The sequence below is a fragment of the Flavobacterium sp. 21.1 genome (assembly GCF_057801535.1).
In genome coordinates, this window is sequence record NZ_JBYNXA010000007.1 from 1 (window position 1) to 18,370 (window position 18,370).

Annotated in this window: 21 protein-coding genes; 13 read left to right on the plus strand and 8 right to left on the minus strand. The window is 36.8% G+C overall.

From position 1 onward, the window contains the following. Window positions 1–452: 452 nt before the first annotated feature. Complete coding sequence (locus AC3E9U_RS15325; RefSeq protein WP_488747804.1) at window positions 453–1,166, minus strand: DUF4294 domain-containing protein; 714 nt, start codon at window positions 1,164–1,166, stop codon at window positions 453–455. Between the two features lie 81 nt (window positions 1,167–1,247). Between AC3E9U_RS15325 and AC3E9U_RS15330 the strand changes: the two genes are divergently transcribed. From AC3E9U_RS15330 to AC3E9U_RS15345, 4 genes are all read left to right on the plus strand, one after another. Further along, window positions 1,248–2,336 carry a M42 family metallopeptidase gene (locus AC3E9U_RS15330; protein ID WP_488747805.1) on the plus strand — a complete coding sequence of 363 codons (1,089 nt, stop codon included), beginning with the start codon at window positions 1,248–1,250 and terminating at the stop codon, window positions 2,334–2,336. Window positions 2,337–2,341: 5 nt separating this feature from the next. Further along, a complete protein-coding gene (locus tag AC3E9U_RS15335; RefSeq protein WP_488747806.1) occupies window positions 2,342–2,755 on the plus strand; it encodes a septal ring lytic transglycosylase RlpA family protein in 414 nt (137 codons plus the stop codon). Window positions 2,756–2,914: 159 nt separating this feature from the next. Further along, a complete protein-coding gene (locus AC3E9U_RS15340) occupies window positions 2,915–4,714 on the plus strand; it encodes a tetratricopeptide repeat-containing sensor histidine kinase (protein WP_488747807.1) in 1,800 nt (599 codons plus the stop codon). Further along, entirely contained in the window at window positions 4,711–5,430 is a 720-nt protein-coding gene (locus AC3E9U_RS15345; RefSeq protein WP_488747808.1) for a LytR/AlgR family response regulator transcription factor, read from the plus strand. The genes AC3E9U_RS15340 and AC3E9U_RS15345 overlap by 4 nt, the downstream gene beginning before the upstream one ends. A 77-nt stretch (window positions 5,431–5,507) precedes the next feature. Here AC3E9U_RS15345 and AC3E9U_RS15350 read toward each other — a convergent pair whose 3' ends face one another. From AC3E9U_RS15350 to AC3E9U_RS15365, 4 genes are all read right to left on the minus strand, one after another. Then, window positions 5,508–5,894: an ankyrin repeat domain-containing protein gene (locus AC3E9U_RS15350; protein ID WP_488747809.1), complete on the minus strand. Its 387-nt coding sequence runs from the start codon at window positions 5,892–5,894 to the stop codon at window positions 5,508–5,510. Between the two features lie 225 nt (window positions 5,895–6,119). Next, window positions 6,120–7,067 carry a phosphoribosylaminoimidazolesuccinocarboxamide synthase gene (locus tag AC3E9U_RS15355; protein WP_488747810.1) on the minus strand — a complete coding sequence of 316 codons (948 nt, stop codon included), beginning with the start codon at window positions 7,065–7,067 and terminating at the stop codon, window positions 6,120–6,122. A gap of 76 nt (window positions 7,068–7,143) precedes the next feature. Further along, entirely contained in the window at window positions 7,144–7,836 is a 693-nt protein-coding gene (locus tag AC3E9U_RS15360; protein ID WP_488747811.1) for an SIMPL domain-containing protein, read from the minus strand. 89 nt (window positions 7,837–7,925) lie between these two features. Next, on the minus strand, window positions 7,926–8,552 hold the full coding sequence (locus AC3E9U_RS15365) for a rhomboid family intramembrane serine protease (protein ID WP_488747812.1): 627 nt from the start codon (window positions 8,550–8,552) through the stop codon (window positions 7,926–7,928). Window positions 8,553–8,657: 105 nt separating this feature from the next. On the opposite strand from AC3E9U_RS15365, the gene AC3E9U_RS15370 reads away from it, so the two are divergent. After that, a complete protein-coding gene (locus AC3E9U_RS15370; protein WP_488747813.1) occupies window positions 8,658–9,545 on the plus strand; it encodes a lysophospholipid acyltransferase family protein in 888 nt (295 codons plus the stop codon). An 87-nt stretch (window positions 9,546–9,632) separates the two neighbouring features. On the opposite strand, the gene AC3E9U_RS15375 is transcribed toward AC3E9U_RS15370, so the two are convergent. Next, window positions 9,633–11,120 carry an aminotransferase class V-fold PLP-dependent enzyme gene (locus AC3E9U_RS15375; RefSeq protein ID WP_488747814.1) on the minus strand — a complete coding sequence of 496 codons (1,488 nt, stop codon included), beginning with the start codon at window positions 11,118–11,120 and terminating at the stop codon, window positions 9,633–9,635. Between the two features lie 200 nt (window positions 11,121–11,320). Here AC3E9U_RS15375 and rlmH point away from each other — a divergent pair, with 200 nt between their 5' ends. Further along, on the plus strand, window positions 11,321–11,794 hold the full coding sequence (gene rlmH, locus AC3E9U_RS15380) for a 23S rRNA (pseudouridine(1915)-N(3))-methyltransferase RlmH (RefSeq protein ID WP_488747815.1): 474 nt from the start codon (window positions 11,321–11,323) through the stop codon (window positions 11,792–11,794). A gap of 202 nt (window positions 11,795–11,996) precedes the next feature. Continuing rightward, complete coding sequence (locus AC3E9U_RS15385) at window positions 11,997–12,497, plus strand: CHRD domain-containing protein (RefSeq protein ID WP_488747816.1); 501 nt, start codon at window positions 11,997–11,999, stop codon at window positions 12,495–12,497. Between the two features lie 78 nt (window positions 12,498–12,575). On the opposite strand, the gene AC3E9U_RS15390 is transcribed toward AC3E9U_RS15385, so the two are convergent. Together AC3E9U_RS15390 and folP are read right to left on the minus strand one after the other, a co-directional pair. Beyond that, window positions 12,576–13,190, minus strand: a complete 615-nt coding sequence (locus tag AC3E9U_RS15390) for a hypothetical protein (protein ID WP_488747817.1) — start codon at window positions 13,188–13,190, stop codon at window positions 12,576–12,578. Between the two features lie 11 nt (window positions 13,191–13,201). After that, window positions 13,202–14,026 carry a dihydropteroate synthase gene (gene folP, locus AC3E9U_RS15395; protein WP_488747818.1) on the minus strand — a complete coding sequence of 275 codons (825 nt, stop codon included), beginning with the start codon at window positions 14,024–14,026 and terminating at the stop codon, window positions 13,202–13,204. Between the two features lie 119 nt (window positions 14,027–14,145). Here folP and AC3E9U_RS15400 point away from each other — a divergent pair, with 119 nt between their 5' ends. The 6 genes from AC3E9U_RS15400 to AC3E9U_RS15425 are packed head-to-tail and all read left to right on the plus strand — an operon-like array spanning window position 14,146 to window position 18,365. Beyond that, window positions 14,146–14,691 (plus strand): DUF1599 domain-containing protein, encoded by a 546-nt coding sequence (locus tag AC3E9U_RS15400; protein ID WP_488747819.1) that lies wholly within the window; start codon window positions 14,146–14,148, stop codon window positions 14,689–14,691. Window positions 14,692–14,703: 12 nt separating this feature from the next. Further along, the gene (locus AC3E9U_RS15405) at window positions 14,704–15,816 is read left to right on the plus strand and encodes a MauE/DoxX family redox-associated membrane protein (protein WP_488747820.1); all 1,113 of its coding nucleotides are present in this window, start codon (window positions 14,704–14,706) and stop codon (window positions 15,814–15,816) included. A 2-nt stretch (window positions 15,817–15,818) separates the two neighbouring features. Continuing rightward, window positions 15,819–16,316 carry a TlpA family protein disulfide reductase gene (locus AC3E9U_RS15410; RefSeq protein WP_488747821.1) on the plus strand — a complete coding sequence of 166 codons (498 nt, stop codon included), beginning with the start codon at window positions 15,819–15,821 and terminating at the stop codon, window positions 16,314–16,316. Between the two features lie 9 nt (window positions 16,317–16,325). Then, window positions 16,326–17,078, plus strand: a complete 753-nt coding sequence (gene tpiA, locus AC3E9U_RS15415; protein ID WP_488747822.1) for a triose-phosphate isomerase — start codon at window positions 16,326–16,328, stop codon at window positions 17,076–17,078. 11 nt (window positions 17,079–17,089) lie between these two features. Next, window positions 17,090–17,854: a Rossmann-like and DUF2520 domain-containing protein gene (locus AC3E9U_RS15420; protein ID WP_488747823.1), complete on the plus strand. Its 765-nt coding sequence runs from the start codon at window positions 17,090–17,092 to the stop codon at window positions 17,852–17,854. Continuing rightward, complete coding sequence (locus AC3E9U_RS15425; RefSeq protein ID WP_488747824.1) at window positions 17,838–18,365, plus strand: KdsC family phosphatase; 528 nt, start codon at window positions 17,838–17,840, stop codon at window positions 18,363–18,365. The genes AC3E9U_RS15420 and AC3E9U_RS15425 overlap by 17 nt, the downstream gene beginning before the upstream one ends. Window positions 18,366–18,370 lie beyond the last annotated feature (5 nt).

Genomic DNA, 18,370 nt, shown 5'->3' on the forward strand with positions numbered 1-18,370 from the left:
CGATTTTTTTCAAAATCTTTTCGACTTGTCATTTTCAAAATTTCTAAAGAACTGTGCCTTGATTGCGGGTGCAAAAGTAGCACTCTTTTCCATAACTCCTAATTATTTTCAACCTTTTTTTAAAAGTTTTTCCGGGACTTTCCATAACTCCTTGATAACCATTTTGTAACCTGGGAAAGTTTTTTTTTAGAAAATTGCAGAGTTGCAGAGTCACTAAGTGGCAAAGTCGGATTTACTATACTATATATTATATATACTATGAGATTACTTCATCGTTCCTCCTCACGACAACCCTCTAAACAAAGCCCAAAATTTTACAGATAAATGAAAAAAGCCACTCTCCTAGCCCCGATTGCAGTGGAAATCCCGGAGCGCAGCGGAGGAATTGCAACGGAAAGCGGGAACGAAGTCCCCAAAAACGCCCGAACCATTCGCTTCAAAAAAGAAAAAAATTATTTATTCTCCTCCAATTCAGCTTTTTCTTTGGCTGCCTTTTCTTCCCTTGCCTTTCTTGATCGGTTAAGTTTTTCTCTCCAGGTAGCAGAAAGTTCTGCCAGATCTATCGGAACAGCCGGATCCTGGCGTTGCAGTTTCCCCTCGCGGAAGGCTTTTACCAGCATCCCTTCAATATAGAAATCATCTAATTCATTGAAAGGATCATATTCCGCCTTCAGATCGATGTCAAATAATCGTGCTGTATTGCTGGACCAAAACGCTTTCCAGCCGCTTTTTAAATCTTTAATCAATTTAAAAGTTGTTGATCCGGTTTGCCTGTGTATCAGCTTCACCAGAATCTGTCCTTCTTTACGGGAGAATTTCTTCAAACGTCCTTCAAATTCGTTTTCGAGATATTTTTCGACAATCTTGAAATATTTTTTCTTTTCACGTTCCGTCTTCAGTTTTGCCATATTGGCATTTAGAATCTTCAAATTCTCTGCTGCCAGTTTCGCATAAGGATAAACTTTGAATACACGGCGCTGAATCTTTTTAATTCGCTCCATCTCTTCTAATTTAGCCTTGTCTTTTCCAATGAACATTTCATCCATTTGTGTTTTAAAAACAACGGACGTATCCTGTTCCATCAAACGAACAGTATCATTGGTTACCTGACTATATATATAGGAGTAAAAAAAGAATGAAATACTCACAAAAAGATATCGCTTCATAAACTTATTTATTATATCAAAAATATGCATTATACTAACAACTCTAATGCCAATTTATTATTTTAGCAAAAAAATATTTTTATGGCAACGAAATCAATATTGTCCAAATCGTCTCTGACTTTTTTAGAAAATTATCTAAATAACGCATCGCCAACCGGTTATGAAGAAAGTGGACAAAAGCTTTGGATGGAATATCTTAAACCCTACGTAGATACATTTATTACGGATACTTACGGAACTGCCGTAGGAGTAATAAATCCAGAGGCAAAATACAAAGTGGTGATTGAGGGACACGCTGATGAGATTTCGTGGTACGTAAATTATATTACAGATGACGGACTAATCTATGTTATCCGTAACGGAGGTTCTGATCATCAGATTGCACCTTCCAAACGTGTAAATATTCACACTAAAAACGGTATTGTAAAAGGGGTTTTTGGCTGGCCGGCTATTCATACGAGAAATCGCGGTAAGGAAGAATCTGCTACGTTACATAATATATTTATTGACTGTGGATGCTCTACTAAAGAAGAAGTTGAAAAATTAGGAGTTCATGTGGGTTGCGTGATTACGTATCCGGACGAGTTTATGATTTTAAACAACGATAAGTTTGTTTGTCGTGCCATCGACAATCGTATGGGCGGATTTATGATTGCTGAAGTGGCTCGTTTACTGAAAGAAAACAAAAAGAAATTACCTTTCGGATTGTACATTGTAAATTCGGTTCAGGAGGAAATTGGTCTTCGTGGAGCGGAAATGATAACTCAAACCATCAAGCCGAATGTTGCTATAGTAACTGATGTTTGCCACGATACCACAACACCAATGATCGATAAAAAAATTGAAGGTGATTTAAAAATGGGAAAAGGACCGGTGATTGCATACGCTCCGGCCGTGCAAAACAGACTTCGTGAACTGATTGTAACGACAGCAGAAGACAAAAAAATTCCGTTCCAGCGTCATGCTACGTCACGAGCAACAGGAACTGATACTGATGCTTTCGCTTACAGTAATGGCGGAGTTGCGTCTGCACTAATTTCACTTCCGTTGCGTTATATGCATACAACGGTGGAAATGGTACACCGCACGGATGTGGAAAATGTCATCCAATTAATTTATGAAAGTTTGCTGAAAATCGAAAACAACGAGACTTTTTCTTATTTCAAATAAAAACAATGGGCCAATTTAGGTTTAAATTTTCGATAGTCCTTTTACTGCTGTCATTTACTTTACTACTGAACAGTTGCGGTTCATCGCATTCCAAAGCGAAAACCACTTCTGTTTCAGTTAAAGGATACAAGAGTACAGGTGTTGCCTCCTACTATCACAATAAATTTAATGGCCGAAAAACAGCCAGCGGAGAACGTTTCAACAATAAGAAATTAACCGCAGCCCACAGAGAACTACCTTTTGGAACAAAAGTAAAGGTGACCAATCTTGCCAATAAAAAATCGGTTATTGTGACGATTAATGATCGTGGCCCGTTTACTAAAGGCAGGGAAATTGACTTAAGTAAAAAAGCTTTCATGAAAATAACCGATAAGAAAAGTCACGGTGAATTGAGTGTCAAAATTGAAGTTTTAGAATAATTGGTGTCTGCTTTAAGAAACATAATCTGCTGTCTGCTTCTTTTTCTTCCATTCTTCAATGGAAACGCCCAAACAACCGACAATATAAAGGAAACCTTTGCTTCAAAAAAAGGGATTGATAAAATCAGTTTTTACGAAAGCCTGACTCATCGGCAAAAATTGGATCATCTGGATTTTTTATACCAGGATCTACTCAAACTATCCGCCGATGAACAAATTAACTCCGATATAAACTCGTTGATGCGTGTTAAATTCGCATTAGCCGAAATCTATATTTTTAAAAAGGACGACCTAAAAACCATTGTTACTTTAAAAGAGATTCTGAGCAATAACGATTATAAACTTTCCGATTCAAGAAAAATGTTCTTCTTGGTTCAATTGCAAAGTGCTTATCTAGACCTTAATTTATATTCTAATGTTTTTAAAATAAACTCTGAAATAGCCTATCTCAGAAAAAAAGGAGTGGATTATCCTTTGTGGAGCTATAGTAATAAGAGTGCCTTATATGCCAGATTGTTCTTATATGACAAGGCGATTTTACAATTGAAATCAGAAATCAAAGAAATCCTGAAAAATCCCAAACGTGATTCGCTTATAATCCCCTCTGCTTACAACAGCTTAGGATTTTATTTTTTCAAGAATAATCAAATTGACAGCGCTTATCATTATTACAATCTGTCATTACTAAAAGCAGAAACAGCTCTTAAAAAAAATGATTTTGGGAATTACCGTGCATTATTCGGTCTTGTGAAAGGGAATATTGGTCTTTTAAAAATGAAACAAGGCGATTATAAAAGTGCCATACCTCTGCTGACGGAAGACATTTCCATCGGAATAAAAAGCAAAGATAAGAACAGCAACGACGGGATCATAAGAACCATTATCTTTCTTTCCACATGTAACATTAAGTTAAAGGACTACACTGAAGCACAAAAAAACTTAGAATTTGGAGAACAACTCTTAACAAAAGGAATATCACCTGAAACAAGAGTGCTCTACTACAGAACAAAAGCAGAATTACTGAAAGCACAGAATAAAAAAGATGAAGCCTTCACCTATTCTGAAAAAGCGTTCAATTTGAGTGATTCGATAAATTCGAAGAAACAACGCCTTTTATTGGCCGGAAATGAAATCCTATACCAATTAGAGGAAAAGGACAATGTTATTCAAAAACAACGATCGGATATTGATGCCAAAGAAAAAGACATACTTTACATAGTTGCCGTTGCCTTGGGAATCATTTTACTGACCACATTATTATATCTGAATAATTCCCGTCAAAAACAGAAAGAGATTCAGCAGAAAAACGATGAAATTTCAGCAAAAAATGAAACCATTAGAGAATCATTGGCCGAAAAGGAAATGCTTTTAAAGGAAATTCATCACAGGGTTAAAAACAATCTGCAGATCATTTCAGGAATATTGGAACTTCAAAATATTAACATCACCGATGAAAATACAAAAGTGATTTTGAAAGAAGGCCAGTCGCGAATCCAGTCGATTGCATTAATTCACAAAACGCTCTATCAATCGGAGAATTTCAGTAAAGTTCCTTTTCAGGATTATCTGTCGGAATTAGTCCAGGCCATTCAGACAACTTATCAGAGCAGCAATACAAAAATTGCTATTGAGATCGATGCAAATGAGATAGAGCTTGGAATCAGTACGGCTATCCCTCTCAGTTTGATTATTAACGAAATTGTGACGAACTGTTTCAAACATGCTTTTCAAGAGAAAGAAAACGGAACGATTAAAATAAATCTCACAAAAGAATCCGATATTTACAAACTGAACATATATGACGACGGCATCGGACTATCAGATGATTTTAATCCGAAGAAGCTGCAATCAATTGGTTTTGATCTCATTCAGGGATTAACAAGACAGTTAGAAGGAAAATTTGACTGGCAAAGTAACAACGGAACTAACATTATTATTACGTTTAAAGATATTACATGATGAATCAACCACTGAATATTTTAGTTGTAGAAGACGAGTATATTACCCAAAAAACCATATCTGTTTTATTGACTGAAATGGGGTACAATGTCGTAGGAGCAGCTATGAATGCACAGGAAGCTATCGAAATACTTTCTGATAACAAAGTTGATTTTGCCCTTTTGGACATTACAATCCAGGGAGAAAAGGATGGTATTTGGCTCGCCAATTATATTCAGGAGAAATATGCTATTCCGCATGTCTTTCTTACCGCTTATTCCGATGATGCAACGATCAAAAATGCCATAGCCACCCGACCACAGGGATATCTAATTAAACCATTCCAGAAAGCAGATCTTTTTTCCGCAATCGAAATAGCAATGCTTAATTACAATAAACAAATCATTTCTCCGGTACAACATGAAGCTTTCCTATATATTAAACACAATGAGGTTTTTGAGAAAGTAGCTATTGAAAACATCATTTTTGCGGAAAGTCAGAAGAATTACCTGTTTATTGTAACTCCTGAAAAAGAATACCGCTATCGTTCTACCATAACGGAATTTATGGAGAAACTTTCCGGAAATTTCATAAAGACGCACAAAGGTTTCATTGTAAACAAAACTAAAATTGACGGTTTCAGTACGACCTTTATAACAATTGGAAGTAAAAAAATTCCAATTTCAAAAACCTATAAAGACGAAGTAATTAATGAGTTAAATAAGCTCCAATCTTAGCGTGATTATTTCATATTGATATACAAAAAAACCGGACCAAGTCCGGTTTTTTTTCTTACTACAACTAACCCAAAAATTTATCTTTTTCCGGCAGCTTTAATTACTTCAATTACCTGAGTTGCTTTTATTGCTTCAGCAAGTTGTAAAGCAGTTCGTCCATTCTCATCCTTAGCCGAAACATCTGCCCCTTTTTCAATTAAAAGTTTTGCAATTTCAGCATTATTGAATCGAGCTGCCAACATTAACGGTGTTACGCCGTTCTTAGATTCGTTTACGTCTACACCATATTCGATGAATTTTTTAATGGTAGCCACATCTCCTTTACTGATAGCCATAAACAACGGTGTTACATCCGAATAGTGAATTGCAACATTTTTAGAAGTTGAAGTTGCAACATTTGAAGCTAAAGCAACATTTGTAGTTGCGATTAAAGCTAAACCTAATAAACTGATTGTTCTTTTCATGATGATTGATTTTTTTTGATTAATGATTTAATGAATAGACGCTTTAACTTTCCTTTCGTTACTTCTGAATTTCGATTATAACATAACTTTAACAAATAGATACTGATAATCGAAATTTTAGAACCGTTCGTCGGAAAACAATAAGCATATTCATTTTTGTTATTACAAAGAACAAAAAAACCACGCAGAGCGTGGTTAGTTTATCTTTACGATTAAGTTATTTTATTATTTGTTCAAAAAAGCCAGAACATTTTTCTCGATACGTTCATTGATGTTTGAGATATCTGCTTTCACGAATTTTTCACCTATAATGTTCTCATACAATTCGATGTAACGATCCGAAACCGTTTCAATGTATTCTTCGGTCATGTCTGGAATCTGTTGTCCTTCTTTTCCCTGAAAACCATTTTCGATCAACCAGCGACGAACGAATTCTTTCGACAATTGTTTCTGATCTTCACCTCTATCCTGTCTTTCCTGATATCCTTCAGCATAAAAATAACGAGATGAATCCGGCGTATGGATTTCGTCGATCAAAACGATTTTACCATCTTTTGTTTTACCGAATTCGTATTTTGTATCTACTAAAATCAGTCCGCGTGAAGCAGCAATTTCAGTTCCTTTCTGATATAAAGCTCTTGTATATTTTTCTAAAATCAAATAATCCTCTTCTGAAACGATTCCGTTAGCTAAAATAGCTTCACGAGAAATATCTTCATCATGCGAACCATTATCCGCTTTTGTTGTCGGCGTAATGATCGGAGTCGGAAACTTATCATTTTCCTTTAATCCTTCCGGCATTTCAACGCCGCATAACACTCTTCTTCCTGCCGCATACTCGCGAGCTGCATGTCCGGACAAATAACCACGGATTACCATTTCCACTTTAAAAGGATCACATAAATGACCAACGGCAACATTCGGATCCGGAGTAGCGATCAACCAGTTCGGAACGATGTCTTCAGTTAACTGCATGAATTTCGTTGCGATTTGATTAAGAATCTGACCTTTGTAAGGAATTCCTTTTGGCATCACCACATCAAATGCGGATAATCTGTCGGTCGCAACCATTACCAAAAGTTCGTCGTTGATATTATAAACTTCTCTTACTTTACCTCGGTACACAGATTTTTGACCCGGAAAGTTAAAATTGGTAGTCGTAATTGTATTCATTAATTGTCTTGTTGTGTTGAATGGTGCAAATGTAATTGGATTCTCAGAGCCAAGCAAAATAATCCGTACAAATTTGTTATTCTATGGCAAAGTTAATCGTAACGTTTGCGATAACTTCAATTTCACCGATTGCCAATGTTTCTCTGGCCGGTGCAGCGGATTCGGAATCCATTTTCATTGCAGCAAACATGGGTCTTGGGTAGTTGGTCATTGAATTATCGGAAACCAAAATCGCCTTACCTACTTTCTGATTTAAAGCCGATGCGTAATCAGCCGCTTTGGCTTTCGCATTTTGAACTGCTTTAACTCTTGCCTGACTTTCATATTCAGCAACCTTAGAGGATTTGAAATCTACGCCGTGAATCATATTCGCGCCGGAATCTACCAAACCCATGATCAATTCATCGTACTTGGATAAGTCCTTAAGTGTAATAACTATATTTTGTGAAGCGGTATAGATATTCTTTTTCTTCTGGTAGTCATAATACTTGTATAGTGATACTCTTTGTGTCTGATAATCCGATGACGCTAATTTCATTTTTTTGATGTATTTAATAATACCATCAATGGCTACGTCATTTTTCGTTTTCACGTCAGCTGCGTCGTTACCAGTATTTTCCGCTCCTACGGTAATCACTGCCTGATCGGGGGTAACTTTAATTTTTCCTTCTCCCATTACTACAATCTGCGGAACTTGTTTGGTTTCCTGAGCAAAAGAAAGTCCTGTCATAAATAAGACAACTCCAAGTAAAGCTATTTTCTTTGTCATAATCTGTTTTTTTAAATGTTGATGATTTTCGATTTTTAAAATCTTATTTTTAAGTTTTTCATTACAAATCAAAAGCAATGCCAAACGAATTAAATTTTCCCCATTTTTAATAAAACAATTAAGATCACGATCGGAATTGCTAGTAGAATTACTGTCAGCATATGGTCCGTCATCATCGAGGGATCTTTAGCCAATGTAATTATATAACCCCCGATTGCGCCTCCGAAGTGCGCTGTATGCCCTATATTATCATTCTTGGCTTTCATTCCGTAGATGGAATACAATAAATATCCGATTCCAAAAATGTATCCGGGAATAAAACCATAAATCTCCATATCCGGAAAAATCAAAATCGCGCTATATACAACTCCCATTACAGCACCAGAGGCTCCGATAGCTGTATACGAGTAATCGTTTTTATGAAAATACAAAGTGAGTAAACTACCCAAAACCAGACTTCCGAAATAAATTATGAGAAACGGAAAGGCCCCGAAAAAATTCATAACTACCGGCGCAAAGAAAAACAATGTCAGCATGTTAAATATCAAATGCCCAGGATCTCCATGCAAAAAAGCAGAGGTTATCATGCGAATATGTTCGCCGGCACGGATGCTGCCGATGTGAAATTGATATTTTCTGAAAAAAGAGTGGTCATTAAAACCTTTAAAACTTACAATGGCGGTAATAACTATAATCAGTAATATTACAGAGTTCATATATTTGTATTTTGTTTGGGTAAAAATAACCAATGTTTCTTTATTGAATGTTATTTGAAAACCAAATAATCAGTTTATAAATTATCTTTGCAAAAAAATATATAAATGCAGTTATTAATATTCTTGTTGGCTTATCCCATTTTGTGGTGCATATCAATACTTCCTTTCCGATTACTATATTTTGTTTCCGATTGCATTTATATCCTTGTATACTATATTATTGGATACAGAAAAAAAGTAGTAAGACAGAATCTGGCGTTAGCATTACCTCATTTATCTGATAAAGAACGCCTTATCATAGAGAAGAAATCATACCATCATTTAGTTGACGGTTTTATGGAAATGATCAAAACCATGACTATTTCGGAAAACGAAATGCGCAAACGTTTTGTTGTAACTAATATGGACCTTTTTCATGAATATGAGGATAAAGGTAAAAGCATTATTCTTTTCTCCGGACATTATTCTAGCTATGAATGGCTGATCATCATGAACAAGTTGGCTAATTTTAAAGGAGTTGGCGTATATAAACGAATCAAAAACAAATATTTTGACAGTTTGGTAAGAAGGATACGCGGTAGATTCGATGCTGGTTTAATTGATACTAAAGAAACCACTTCCGTAATGATCTCTAATCACAGAAAAGGAATCAAATGTCTTTACGGATTTATTGCCGATCAATCGCCGAAAGTCTGGAAAGCTTTGCATTGGACAAAGTTCATGGGTACGGATGTCCCAGTACATACAGGAGCAGAAATGCTTGCCAAGCGCCTGGACTTTAATGTACTTTATTTAAAAGGAGAAAAATTAGGTCGTGGAAAATATAAGGCAACTTTCGTACCGATGGTCGATAACCCGAAGGCTGTAGCCGATTATGAAATAACCGATATGTTTTTCAGGATGTTAGAAGAACAGATCCTGGCGAATCCAGAATATTATCTGTGGACACACAAACGCTGGAAACATACGAAGGAAAACGCAGTTAGCAGTTAGCAGTCCCGATAGCTGTCGGGAGCAGTTAGTAAAATAAAAAAATCCACTTATTACAAGTGGATTTTTTTATTTCTAAATTTTGATTTCTTATAACGAAAACCAATTCTTCACCATTTCTTTTTCTTTATGAGCAGCGTCTTTGTGAAGGAACTCATTTGAATTTTTATTGTATTCATAATCTGTAGCCCATTCTTTATGATTTTCTGCCATAGCGATGATGCTGTTACAAACGAATTCGATCTCTGCTGAAGTTGTTGTTGGGTGAATTGACATTCTGATCCATCCCGGTTTCTCGATCAAATCCCCGTGGGTAATTTTATCCGTCAGATAATGCGACGTTTCCTGATCAACATGCAATAAGTAATGTCCATAAGTTCCGGCACAACTGCAACCGCCACGAGTCTGTATTCCGAATTTATCATTAAGGATTTTCACTCCAAGGTTAAAATGCAGATCATTGATGTAAAAAGAAATAACCCCTAACCTATCCTGATGCTGTCCCGCAAGAATATTAATGTTTGGAACATTCGCTAATCTGTCGAAAACATACTCAACAATTTCATGCTCGCGTTTCAGGATATTGTCGATTCCCATTTGCTCTTTCAACTGAATTGCCAAAGCTGTTTTGATAACCTGAAGGAAGCCCGGAGTTCCACCATCTTCCCGCTCTTCAATATTATCAAGGTATTTATGTTCGCCCCAAGGATTTGTCCAGCTAACTGTTCCACCCCCCGGATGATCAGGCACCATGTTTTTGTATAGTTTTTTGTTGAAAACCAAAACTCCTGAAGTACCAGGTCCGCCAAGGAATTTGTGTGGCGACATAAAAATAGCATCCAAATAACCATCCGGATTATCCGCCGGGTGCATGTCTATTTTTACATACGGTCCTGAACAGGCAAAATCCACAAAACAAACTCCGTTGTACTGATGAATCAATTTTGCCACTTCATGATAAGGAGTTTTAATTCCTGTAACATTTGAACAAGCGGTAACAGAAGCTATTTTTAAAGTACAGTCTTTATATTTTTCTAATAATGCTTTAAAACTATCCAGACAGATCAACCCTTTTTCGCAAGCCGGAATCACTTCTACTTTCGCAATCGTTTCCAACCACGAAGTCTGATTTGAATGGTGCTCCATGTGCGTAATGAAAACCACAGGTTTTTTCTCTTCCGGAATCTGCGTATATTTTTGAAGATTTTCCGGCACTTTCAAACCTAAAATACGCTGAAATTTATTGATAACTCCAGTCATACCGCTTCCATCCACAATCAACACATCATTTTCGTTGCTGTTCACATGTCTTTTGATAATGTCACGTGCTTCATGATATGCCATGGTCATTGCAGTACCGGATACTGTAGTTTCAGTATGCGTATTAGCTACAAATGGTCCAAATTCATTCATCAGTTTCTCTTCGATCGGACGGTATAAACGTCCTGAAGCAGTCCAATCCGTGTAAATGATTTTTTTTCTTCCGAACGGAGAATCAAACTCCTGGTCAATACCGATGATGTTTTTTCTGAATTGCAGAAAATAGTGTTCCAATTGTGTTGTTTGTGTTGTAATCATTCTAATTAAAGCATTTGCGGTCAAAGATACATTATTTTGATTATTTCAGGATTTACATCGCTCCTGATTTAAACAGAATAACTTAAATTTAACATATTTGCTTGATTTTATGATAATTAGCTTTTAAAATCACTGACCTTCAGGGGTTTAAAAAAACCGTTTCGTAAATTTCTCCTATCTTTGTTTTTTAATCCGAAACCATGAATATTAAACTCCTCGCTATCGGTAAAACCGACAATAAAGCTTTGCAAACATTAATTGATGATTACACTAAACGGTTGTCGTTTTACATTAAGTTTGAATTGGAGATTATTCCGGACATCAAAAACGTAAAAAACCTTTCCGAAGCCCAGCAAAAAGAGAAAGAAGGCGAATTGATCCTTTCGAAGTTATCCGCCACGGATCAGTTGATTTTATTAGACGAAAACGGTAAAATGTTTTCCAGTGTCGCCTTTTCGGAAGAGCTGCAAAAGAAAATGAATTCAGGAATAAAAACACTTGTTTTCGTAATTGGTGGCCCGTATGGTTTCAGCCAGGAGGTTTACAAAAAAGCTCAGGGGAAAATTTCGCTTTCGCAGATGACTTTCTCGCATCAGATGGTACGTTTGTTTTTTATTGAACAATTATACCGCGGCTTTACGATTCTCAAAAATGAACCTTATCATCATCAATAGAATTGATCAAAAAACCTTCTAAAAAGAGATTAATATACTGAAAATCAAGGTTAAAGTTAATCAAAAATTAAGGGTTATCTTGTGAAAAAAACCTAATTTTACTAGTGACTGTGAAATGCTATCTCCTGGTAGCATTATGATTATCAGCGTATTATTTATGCTTCCTTTCTTAGAACCCTCCATAATCATTAGTTTTTTACTTATGAAAGTATATATAAGTTTATTAGCGGCTACTTTATTTTCGGTTGGGTTGGTCTCCTGTAGTAATGATGACAACGATATGATGCCAACACCTACACCGACTCCTACCACAACAAATTTTACGGCAGCTTTAAAAGGTTCGAGTGAAGTACCGCCTAACGCTTCAACAGCGACGGGTAATGCTGCGCTTTCATTTAACAACTCCACTAAAATATTAACTGTTACGGTAACTTATAGTGGAATAACACCTATTGCCGGCCATATTCATAAAGGCGCAGTAGGCGTTAGTGGTCCACCGGTATTTGCTTTTTCAAGTTTAGCTTCGCCTATAACTTACACCAGTGTTGCATTAAGTGCAGCCGAAGAAGCTGATCTTAAAGCGAATATGTATTATATTAATCTGCACACTGATGCTTATCCGGACGGAGAAATTAGAGGCCAACTCATCAAAAAAACTTCGTCAGGTGGCGGCGGCGGCGGCGGAGGTGGCGGTGGCTACTAAAACCAGTCCTCCAGCAAAAAATCAAAAAAAGGTCTTCCGAGTTAGAAAGGAAGACCTTTTTTCATAGTCTCGCAACTTCTAATAAATAAATTCAACAGCACCGTTTTTTTTTAGCTCTAATGTTCTGATGTATAATTTATTCTGAATATAAGTCCCATAACTGCTGTTCTTGTCGAAGCAGAATCTAATTTCTTCGTTGGAACGATTCTTTAGCTTTTGATGTAATTCTTCTTTCAGAACTAAAGTATCATTTACAAATACCTGATTATTCTTTTTAAAAAATACAATTATTCCTGAGTTTGGCTTTTCAAGTCGGTAAGTAGTATTGGTAAAGGGAATAAATGCGAGATTCTTTCCGATACTGTCTGCATAGGAATAGAAATTATCTTTTGGCGCATCTTCGTTGCTTTTACGCTTTAGCTTTTTCTTCTGCAATTTCATGATTTCAGGCATGATGGTTTTCAGTGGTAGACGTTTGTCGATATTAAAAACCCAATTGGTAGTCGTAATAACAGCATTCTTTCTGACTTCAGCCAAAGTATCTTTATTTTCAGTGGAAAAGAAAATGTCAATTTTAGAAAGATCCTCAATTTCTTTCACAACCGTAACATCTGATTTAGGCAATAAGATTTCCTTTTTTTCTCCGCAGGAAATCACCAAGAATGCAATTAAAATACAGATTCCTTTCTTCATATTTTAAAAAATTAATTTTGGATGTGAGAACATAAACGTACACACTCCACAGCTTCCTTAACATCGTGTACCCGGAGAATTTTAGCACCTTTCAAAAGTGAAATTGTATTTAAAGCAGTAGTTCCGTTAAGTGCTTCGTTCTGATTGGTTTCCAATAATTTGTATATCATCGATTTTCGAGATACGGCGGACAAAAGAGGAACATCCAACATCTGAAACAATTCCAGTTTCCGAAGTACTTCGTAATTCTGTTCTAACGTTTTTGCAAAGCCAAATCCAGGATCAATAATAATGTCATTGATTCCTAAACTTCGGGCAGCAGAAATCCGCTCGGCGAAATAGGAAATCATTTCCTTGACAATGTCATCATATTGGGTCAGTGCAGTCATCGTTTGCGGAGTTCCGCGCATGTGCGTCATGATATAAGGAACACGGGCTTTGGCAATCACGCCCATCATATTTTCATCCAATATTCCGGCAGAAATATCATTAATTATAGCCGCGCCGCTTTCAATTGCTCCTTGGGCCACATTAGCTCTGAAAGTATCAATGGATAAAATTGCTTCAGGAAATTTTTTACTGATTAATTCCACAATCGGAAGTAAACGAGACAATTCCTCAGATTCTGAAACAAAAGCTGCACTAGGCCTGGAAGAATAAGCACCAATATCTATAAAAGTCGCACCTTCGGTCAGCATTTTTTCCGTCTGATTCATAAAATCCACATCTGATTTGAATTTTCCTCCGTCAAAAAAAGAATCCGGCGTAATATTGAGAATCCCCATTATTTTGGGCTGGGACAAATCGATAAGCTGCCCTTTGCAATTAATGTTCATACTGATATAAATCGAAGATTAAAATGACGAATTCCAAATTAATAAAGCAGGAGCATTCGACTTTGAACTTCGCCTTAATTTCTTTACATTTGAAAACTCAAGAAACAAAGATAACTTAAATGAATACGACTTCACAGGAATTTGACAAGGTAATTGCCATTTGCCGCGATTTATACACAAAAAAAATGAAGGATTATGGTAGTGCATGGCGCATTTTACGTCTGCCTTCCCTAACCGACCAGATTTTCATTAAGGCGCAACGTATCCGTAGTTTACAGGAAAATGAAGTGCGCAAAATCGACGAAGATGAAACCGGAGAATTCATCGGCATTATCAATTATTCGATTATGGCGTTGATCCAATTGGATTTAGGAGTGGCTGACCAACCGGATTTGGACTGGGAAACCGCAGTGAAATTGTACGACGAGAAAGTACAGATCACCAAAGATCTTATGGAAGCTAAAAATCATGATTACGGAGAGGCATGGCGCGATATGCGTGTAAGTTCGTTAACGGATCTGATCTTGCAGAAACTTCTTCGTGTGAAACAAATCGAAGACAATAAGGGAAAGACATTGGTTTCTGAAGGAATTGATGCCAATTATCAGGATATGATCAATTATTCTGTCTTTGCCCTTATTTTAACGGGATTTGCAAAAAAATAAAATACTAAAACCATGAAATACGCGTCAACTGCAATACGAGTTTTAATAGCATTCTTGTTCCTCATTTCGGCAATAGCAAAAATGTACCCTTCACCCTATTTTGCTATTTCGACATTTGAAGTTAAACAATTGTATCCACTTGGTTTTTCAGAAACAATAGCGCCTTGGTTTTCACGAATTCTGATCGGAATTGAAATGGCACTGGGTCTTTTGATTTTGCAGAACAATTATCTTAAAAAACTCATAATCCCGGCCACCACTTTGCTTTTAGTGGTTTTCATAGGACACTTATCATACGTAACTTTTTTAAGCGGTGGAAATACAGGCAATTGCGGTTGTTTTGGAGAATTGCTTCCGATGACCCCGATTGAGGCTATCATTAAAAACATAGTAGCTGTTGCATTATTAGTTTGGCTTTACAAATTAACCAAAGAAGATGCCCCTACTTCTAAGCTTTGGGTTGTTGCTTTAATTACATTTTTATCGATTGCTGCGATTTTTTTATTGGCGCCGATAAAGAGTACAACTTCTGAAGATGTAATTATACCTGAAACAAACATCGGTACACTGGAAACAAACATTGACACGACATCAACTCCAACCGTGGAAAATAATTTACCGGCAATCAAAACGGATACGGTTAAAGAAAATCCGGCTCAAAAAGAGACTGCAAAAGAGATCGTTAAAGAAGCAGAGAAAGCACCTGTTAATGAACCTGCAAAACGTAAATCGGGTTATGCAAAATATTTCGCTGATATCGATAAAGGTCGTAAAACATTATGTTTCTTCGTTCCTGGTTGTGATCATTGTCAGGAGGTTGCCAAAGAACTTACGGAAATGAAAAAGAATAATCCTGACTTCCCTGAAATAAAAATCATCTTCATGAATGAAGAACCGTGGAAGATACCGGATTTCTTTAAAATAGCGGGAGCAAAATATCCTTATGTAATGATTGACGTTATTCCGTTTTGGGGTGTTCTTGGCTCGGGAAAAGACACGCCGGGCGTAAAATACCTATGGAACGGAAACGAATATAAATTCTATTACGGAATAACGGATAACAAATTTGATGCCGCCGGATATCAGACTATTATTAACAAACCCTACTCGGAATTAAAAAAATAACAATGAAAAAATTTTTAGCAATTCTGTTTTTTGCCGTAACGCTTTCCTCATGTGCACAGGAAACGCAGACTACTTTTAAGAAGGAGGCATTAAAAAATGAAATGGTAACTTTAGACGGAAGTACAATGACGTTTAAAGAAATCTTAAAAAAATACAAAGGCAAAACGATCGTTATGGACATCTGGGCCTCGTGGTGTTCCGATTGTATCAAAGGATTACCAAAGGTGAAAGCCTTGCAGAGTCAGTTCCCAAATGCAACTTATTTATTCATATCGATGGATAAAACGCAGGAAGCATGGCAAAAAGGAATCGAAAAACACGAAGTAACCGGTGAACATTACATGGCGACGGACGGAATGAAAGGTATTTTCGGAAAAGCCATTGATTTAACATGGATTCCGCGTTATTTAATCGTGGATAAAAAAGGTAACATTGCACTTTTCAATGCAATCGAAGCCGATGATTTAAAATTGGTTGAAACATTAAAAACAATAAACTAACATACCATAATGAGACATAACATAGTTACAGGCAACTGGAAAATGAATAAAAATGCTGTTGAAACCACACAGCTTTTGACGGATATTTTAAACCAGCTTCCGTCAGGAAAAGAAGTAGAAGTGATTGTTGCTCCATCTTTTGTTAACTTATCGCAGGCCGTACATATTTTGGAACATACCAATGTTAGTGTAGCTGCACAAAACATGCATCAGGCTGAAGGTGGTGCTTATACCGGAGAAGTTTCGGCAAGCATGCTTACAGGTGTCGGAGTAAACAATGTAATTTTAGGTCACTCGGAAAGACGCGCTTATTCCAAAGAAACAGATTCTCTTTTGGCTAATAAGGTTGATACTGCTTTAAAGCACGAAATGCGTGTGATTTTCTGTATCGGCGAAGAATTAAAAGACCGTCAGAACAAACAGTATTTTAATGTTGTGGATACTCAATTGCGCGACGGACTATTTCACTTGAATGCCAATGCATGGGTAAATATCGTCTTGGCATATGAACCGGTTTGGGCGATCGGAACAGGAGAAACAGCAACGCCCGAACAGGCGCAGGAAATGCATAAGTTCATTCGTGAAACGATACAACACCAATACGGCAGTTCCGTTGCTGAAAATGTTTCGATTCTTTATGGTGGAAGTGTAAAACCGGAAAATGCAAAGGAAATCTTTTCTCAACCGGATGTTGATGGCGGATTAATCGGTGGAGCATCTTTGGTTGCTGAAGATTTTGTAGCAATTGTTGACTCGATTTAAAGAATTTAGAAGTGATCACAGTAAATATCATCGGTTCCGGAAATGTGGCGCAACATTTAATTTCAGTATTTCTACAGTCTGAAAATGTACTGTTGCAACAGGTTTTTTCTCGTAAAAAGGAAAATGTAAATCATTTGGTTTCCGGTGATAAAATCACAACATTATATTCTGAAATAAAACCGGCTGATATCACCATTATTTCTGTCACAGATGATGCTATTGCTGAAGTTTCGGAACAACTTCCGTTTAAAAACCAATTGGTAGTTCATACTTCTGGAAGTGTTGGTTTGGACGCATTAAGCAGTAAAAACCGTAAAGGCGTTTTCTATCCGCTGCAGACGTTCTCAAAGACAAAAACAATCGATTTTAAAGTCGTACCAATTTGCCTGGAAACGGAAAACGAATCGGATTATACAATCCTGGAAAGTTTAGCAAAAATGGTTTCGGATAAGGTTTTTAAAATCAGTTCCGAGCAACGACAGAGTTTGCATGTGGCAGCTGTATTTTCATGCAATTTCGTAAATCATCTTTATCAGTTAGGAATGGAAATCTGCGACGAAAATCAGGTTCCTTTCGAAATTTTAATGCCTCTGATTCAAGAAACAGCTGAGAAAATAAAAACGCTTTCCCCTTTAGAAGCGCAGACTGGTCCGGCAAAACGCAACGATCATAAAACAATTGAAAAACATTTGTCTTTTCTGGAAGACGAGAATAAAAAAACAATTTACGAATTGTTAACCCAATCCATACAAAAATACAATGACAAAAAGTTATAAGGAAATCATGAATGACATCACAACGTTTATTTTCGACGTTGATGGTGTTCTTACAGACGGAACCGTACATATCACACCAACAGGAGAAATGCTTCGCGAAATGAATATCCGCGACGGCTACGCAATGAAAGCTGCAGTTGAAAATGGATATACCGTTTGCATTATCTCGGGAGGAAGCAATGAAGGCGTACGTGTTCGATTACGAAACCTCGGTATCACTGATATTCATTTAGGCGTTCCCAATAAAGTAGATACTTTTAAGGAATTCACGGATATCTACAATATCAGACCGGATCAGGTTTTATACATGGGCGATGATATCCCGGACTATCATGTGATGCAGTTAGTCGGATTACCAACCTGTCCTCAGGATGCTGTTCCGGAAATTAAGAATATTTCCAATTATGTGTCCCACCGTAATGGTGGAAAAGGTGCTGTCCGCGACGTCATCGAACAGGTAATGAAAGTCCAGGGGAAGTGGATGGAACATTTTGATGCGAAATTTGACTAATTGTA

Coding starts and splice junctions, on each gene's coding strand:
- AC3E9U_RS15325 (WP_488747804.1), bottom strand. CDS start 1,166: ATGAAGCGATATCTTTTTGTGAGTATTTCATTCTTTTTTTACTCCTAT.
- AC3E9U_RS15330 (WP_488747805.1), top strand. CDS start 1,248: ATGGCAACGAAATCAATATTGTCCAAATCGTCTCTGACTTTTTTAGAA.
- AC3E9U_RS15335 (WP_488747806.1), top strand. CDS start 2,342: ATGGGCCAATTTAGGTTTAAATTTTCGATAGTCCTTTTACTGCTGTCA.
- AC3E9U_RS15345 (WP_488747808.1), top strand. CDS start 4,711: ATGATGAATCAACCACTGAATATTTTAGTTGTAGAAGACGAGTATATT.
- AC3E9U_RS15350 (WP_488747809.1), bottom strand. CDS start 5,894: ATGAAAAGAACAATCAGTTTATTAGGTTTAGCTTTAATCGCAACTACA.
- AC3E9U_RS15355 (WP_488747810.1), bottom strand. CDS start 7,067: ATGAATACAATTACGACTACCAATTTTAACTTTCCGGGTCAAAAATCT.
- AC3E9U_RS15360 (WP_488747811.1), bottom strand. CDS start 7,836: ATGACAAAGAAAATAGCTTTACTTGGAGTTGTCTTATTTATGACAGGA.
- AC3E9U_RS15365 (WP_488747812.1), bottom strand. CDS start 8,552: ATGAACTCTGTAATATTACTGATTATAGTTATTACCGCCATTGTAAGT.
- AC3E9U_RS15370 (WP_488747813.1), top strand. CDS start 8,658: ATGCAGTTATTAATATTCTTGTTGGCTTATCCCATTTTGTGGTGCATA.
- AC3E9U_RS15375 (WP_488747814.1), bottom strand. CDS start 11,120: ATGATTACAACACAAACAACACAATTGGAACACTATTTTCTGCAATTC.
- rlmH (WP_488747815.1), top strand. CDS start 11,321: ATGAATATTAAACTCCTCGCTATCGGTAAAACCGACAATAAAGCTTTG.
- AC3E9U_RS15385 (WP_488747816.1), top strand. CDS start 11,997: ATGAAAGTATATATAAGTTTATTAGCGGCTACTTTATTTTCGGTTGGG.
- AC3E9U_RS15390 (WP_488747817.1), bottom strand. CDS start 13,190: ATGAAGAAAGGAATCTGTATTTTAATTGCATTCTTGGTGATTTCCTGC.
- folP (WP_488747818.1), bottom strand. CDS start 14,026: ATGAACATTAATTGCAAAGGGCAGCTTATCGATTTGTCCCAGCCCAAA.
- AC3E9U_RS15400 (WP_488747819.1), top strand. CDS start 14,146: ATGAATACGACTTCACAGGAATTTGACAAGGTAATTGCCATTTGCCGC.
- AC3E9U_RS15405 (WP_488747820.1), top strand. CDS start 14,704: ATGAAATACGCGTCAACTGCAATACGAGTTTTAATAGCATTCTTGTTC.
- AC3E9U_RS15410 (WP_488747821.1), top strand. CDS start 15,819: ATGAAAAAATTTTTAGCAATTCTGTTTTTTGCCGTAACGCTTTCCTCA.
- tpiA (WP_488747822.1), top strand. CDS start 16,326: ATGAGACATAACATAGTTACAGGCAACTGGAAAATGAATAAAAATGCT.
- AC3E9U_RS15425 (WP_488747824.1), top strand. CDS start 17,838: ATGACAAAAAGTTATAAGGAAATCATGAATGACATCACAACGTTTATT.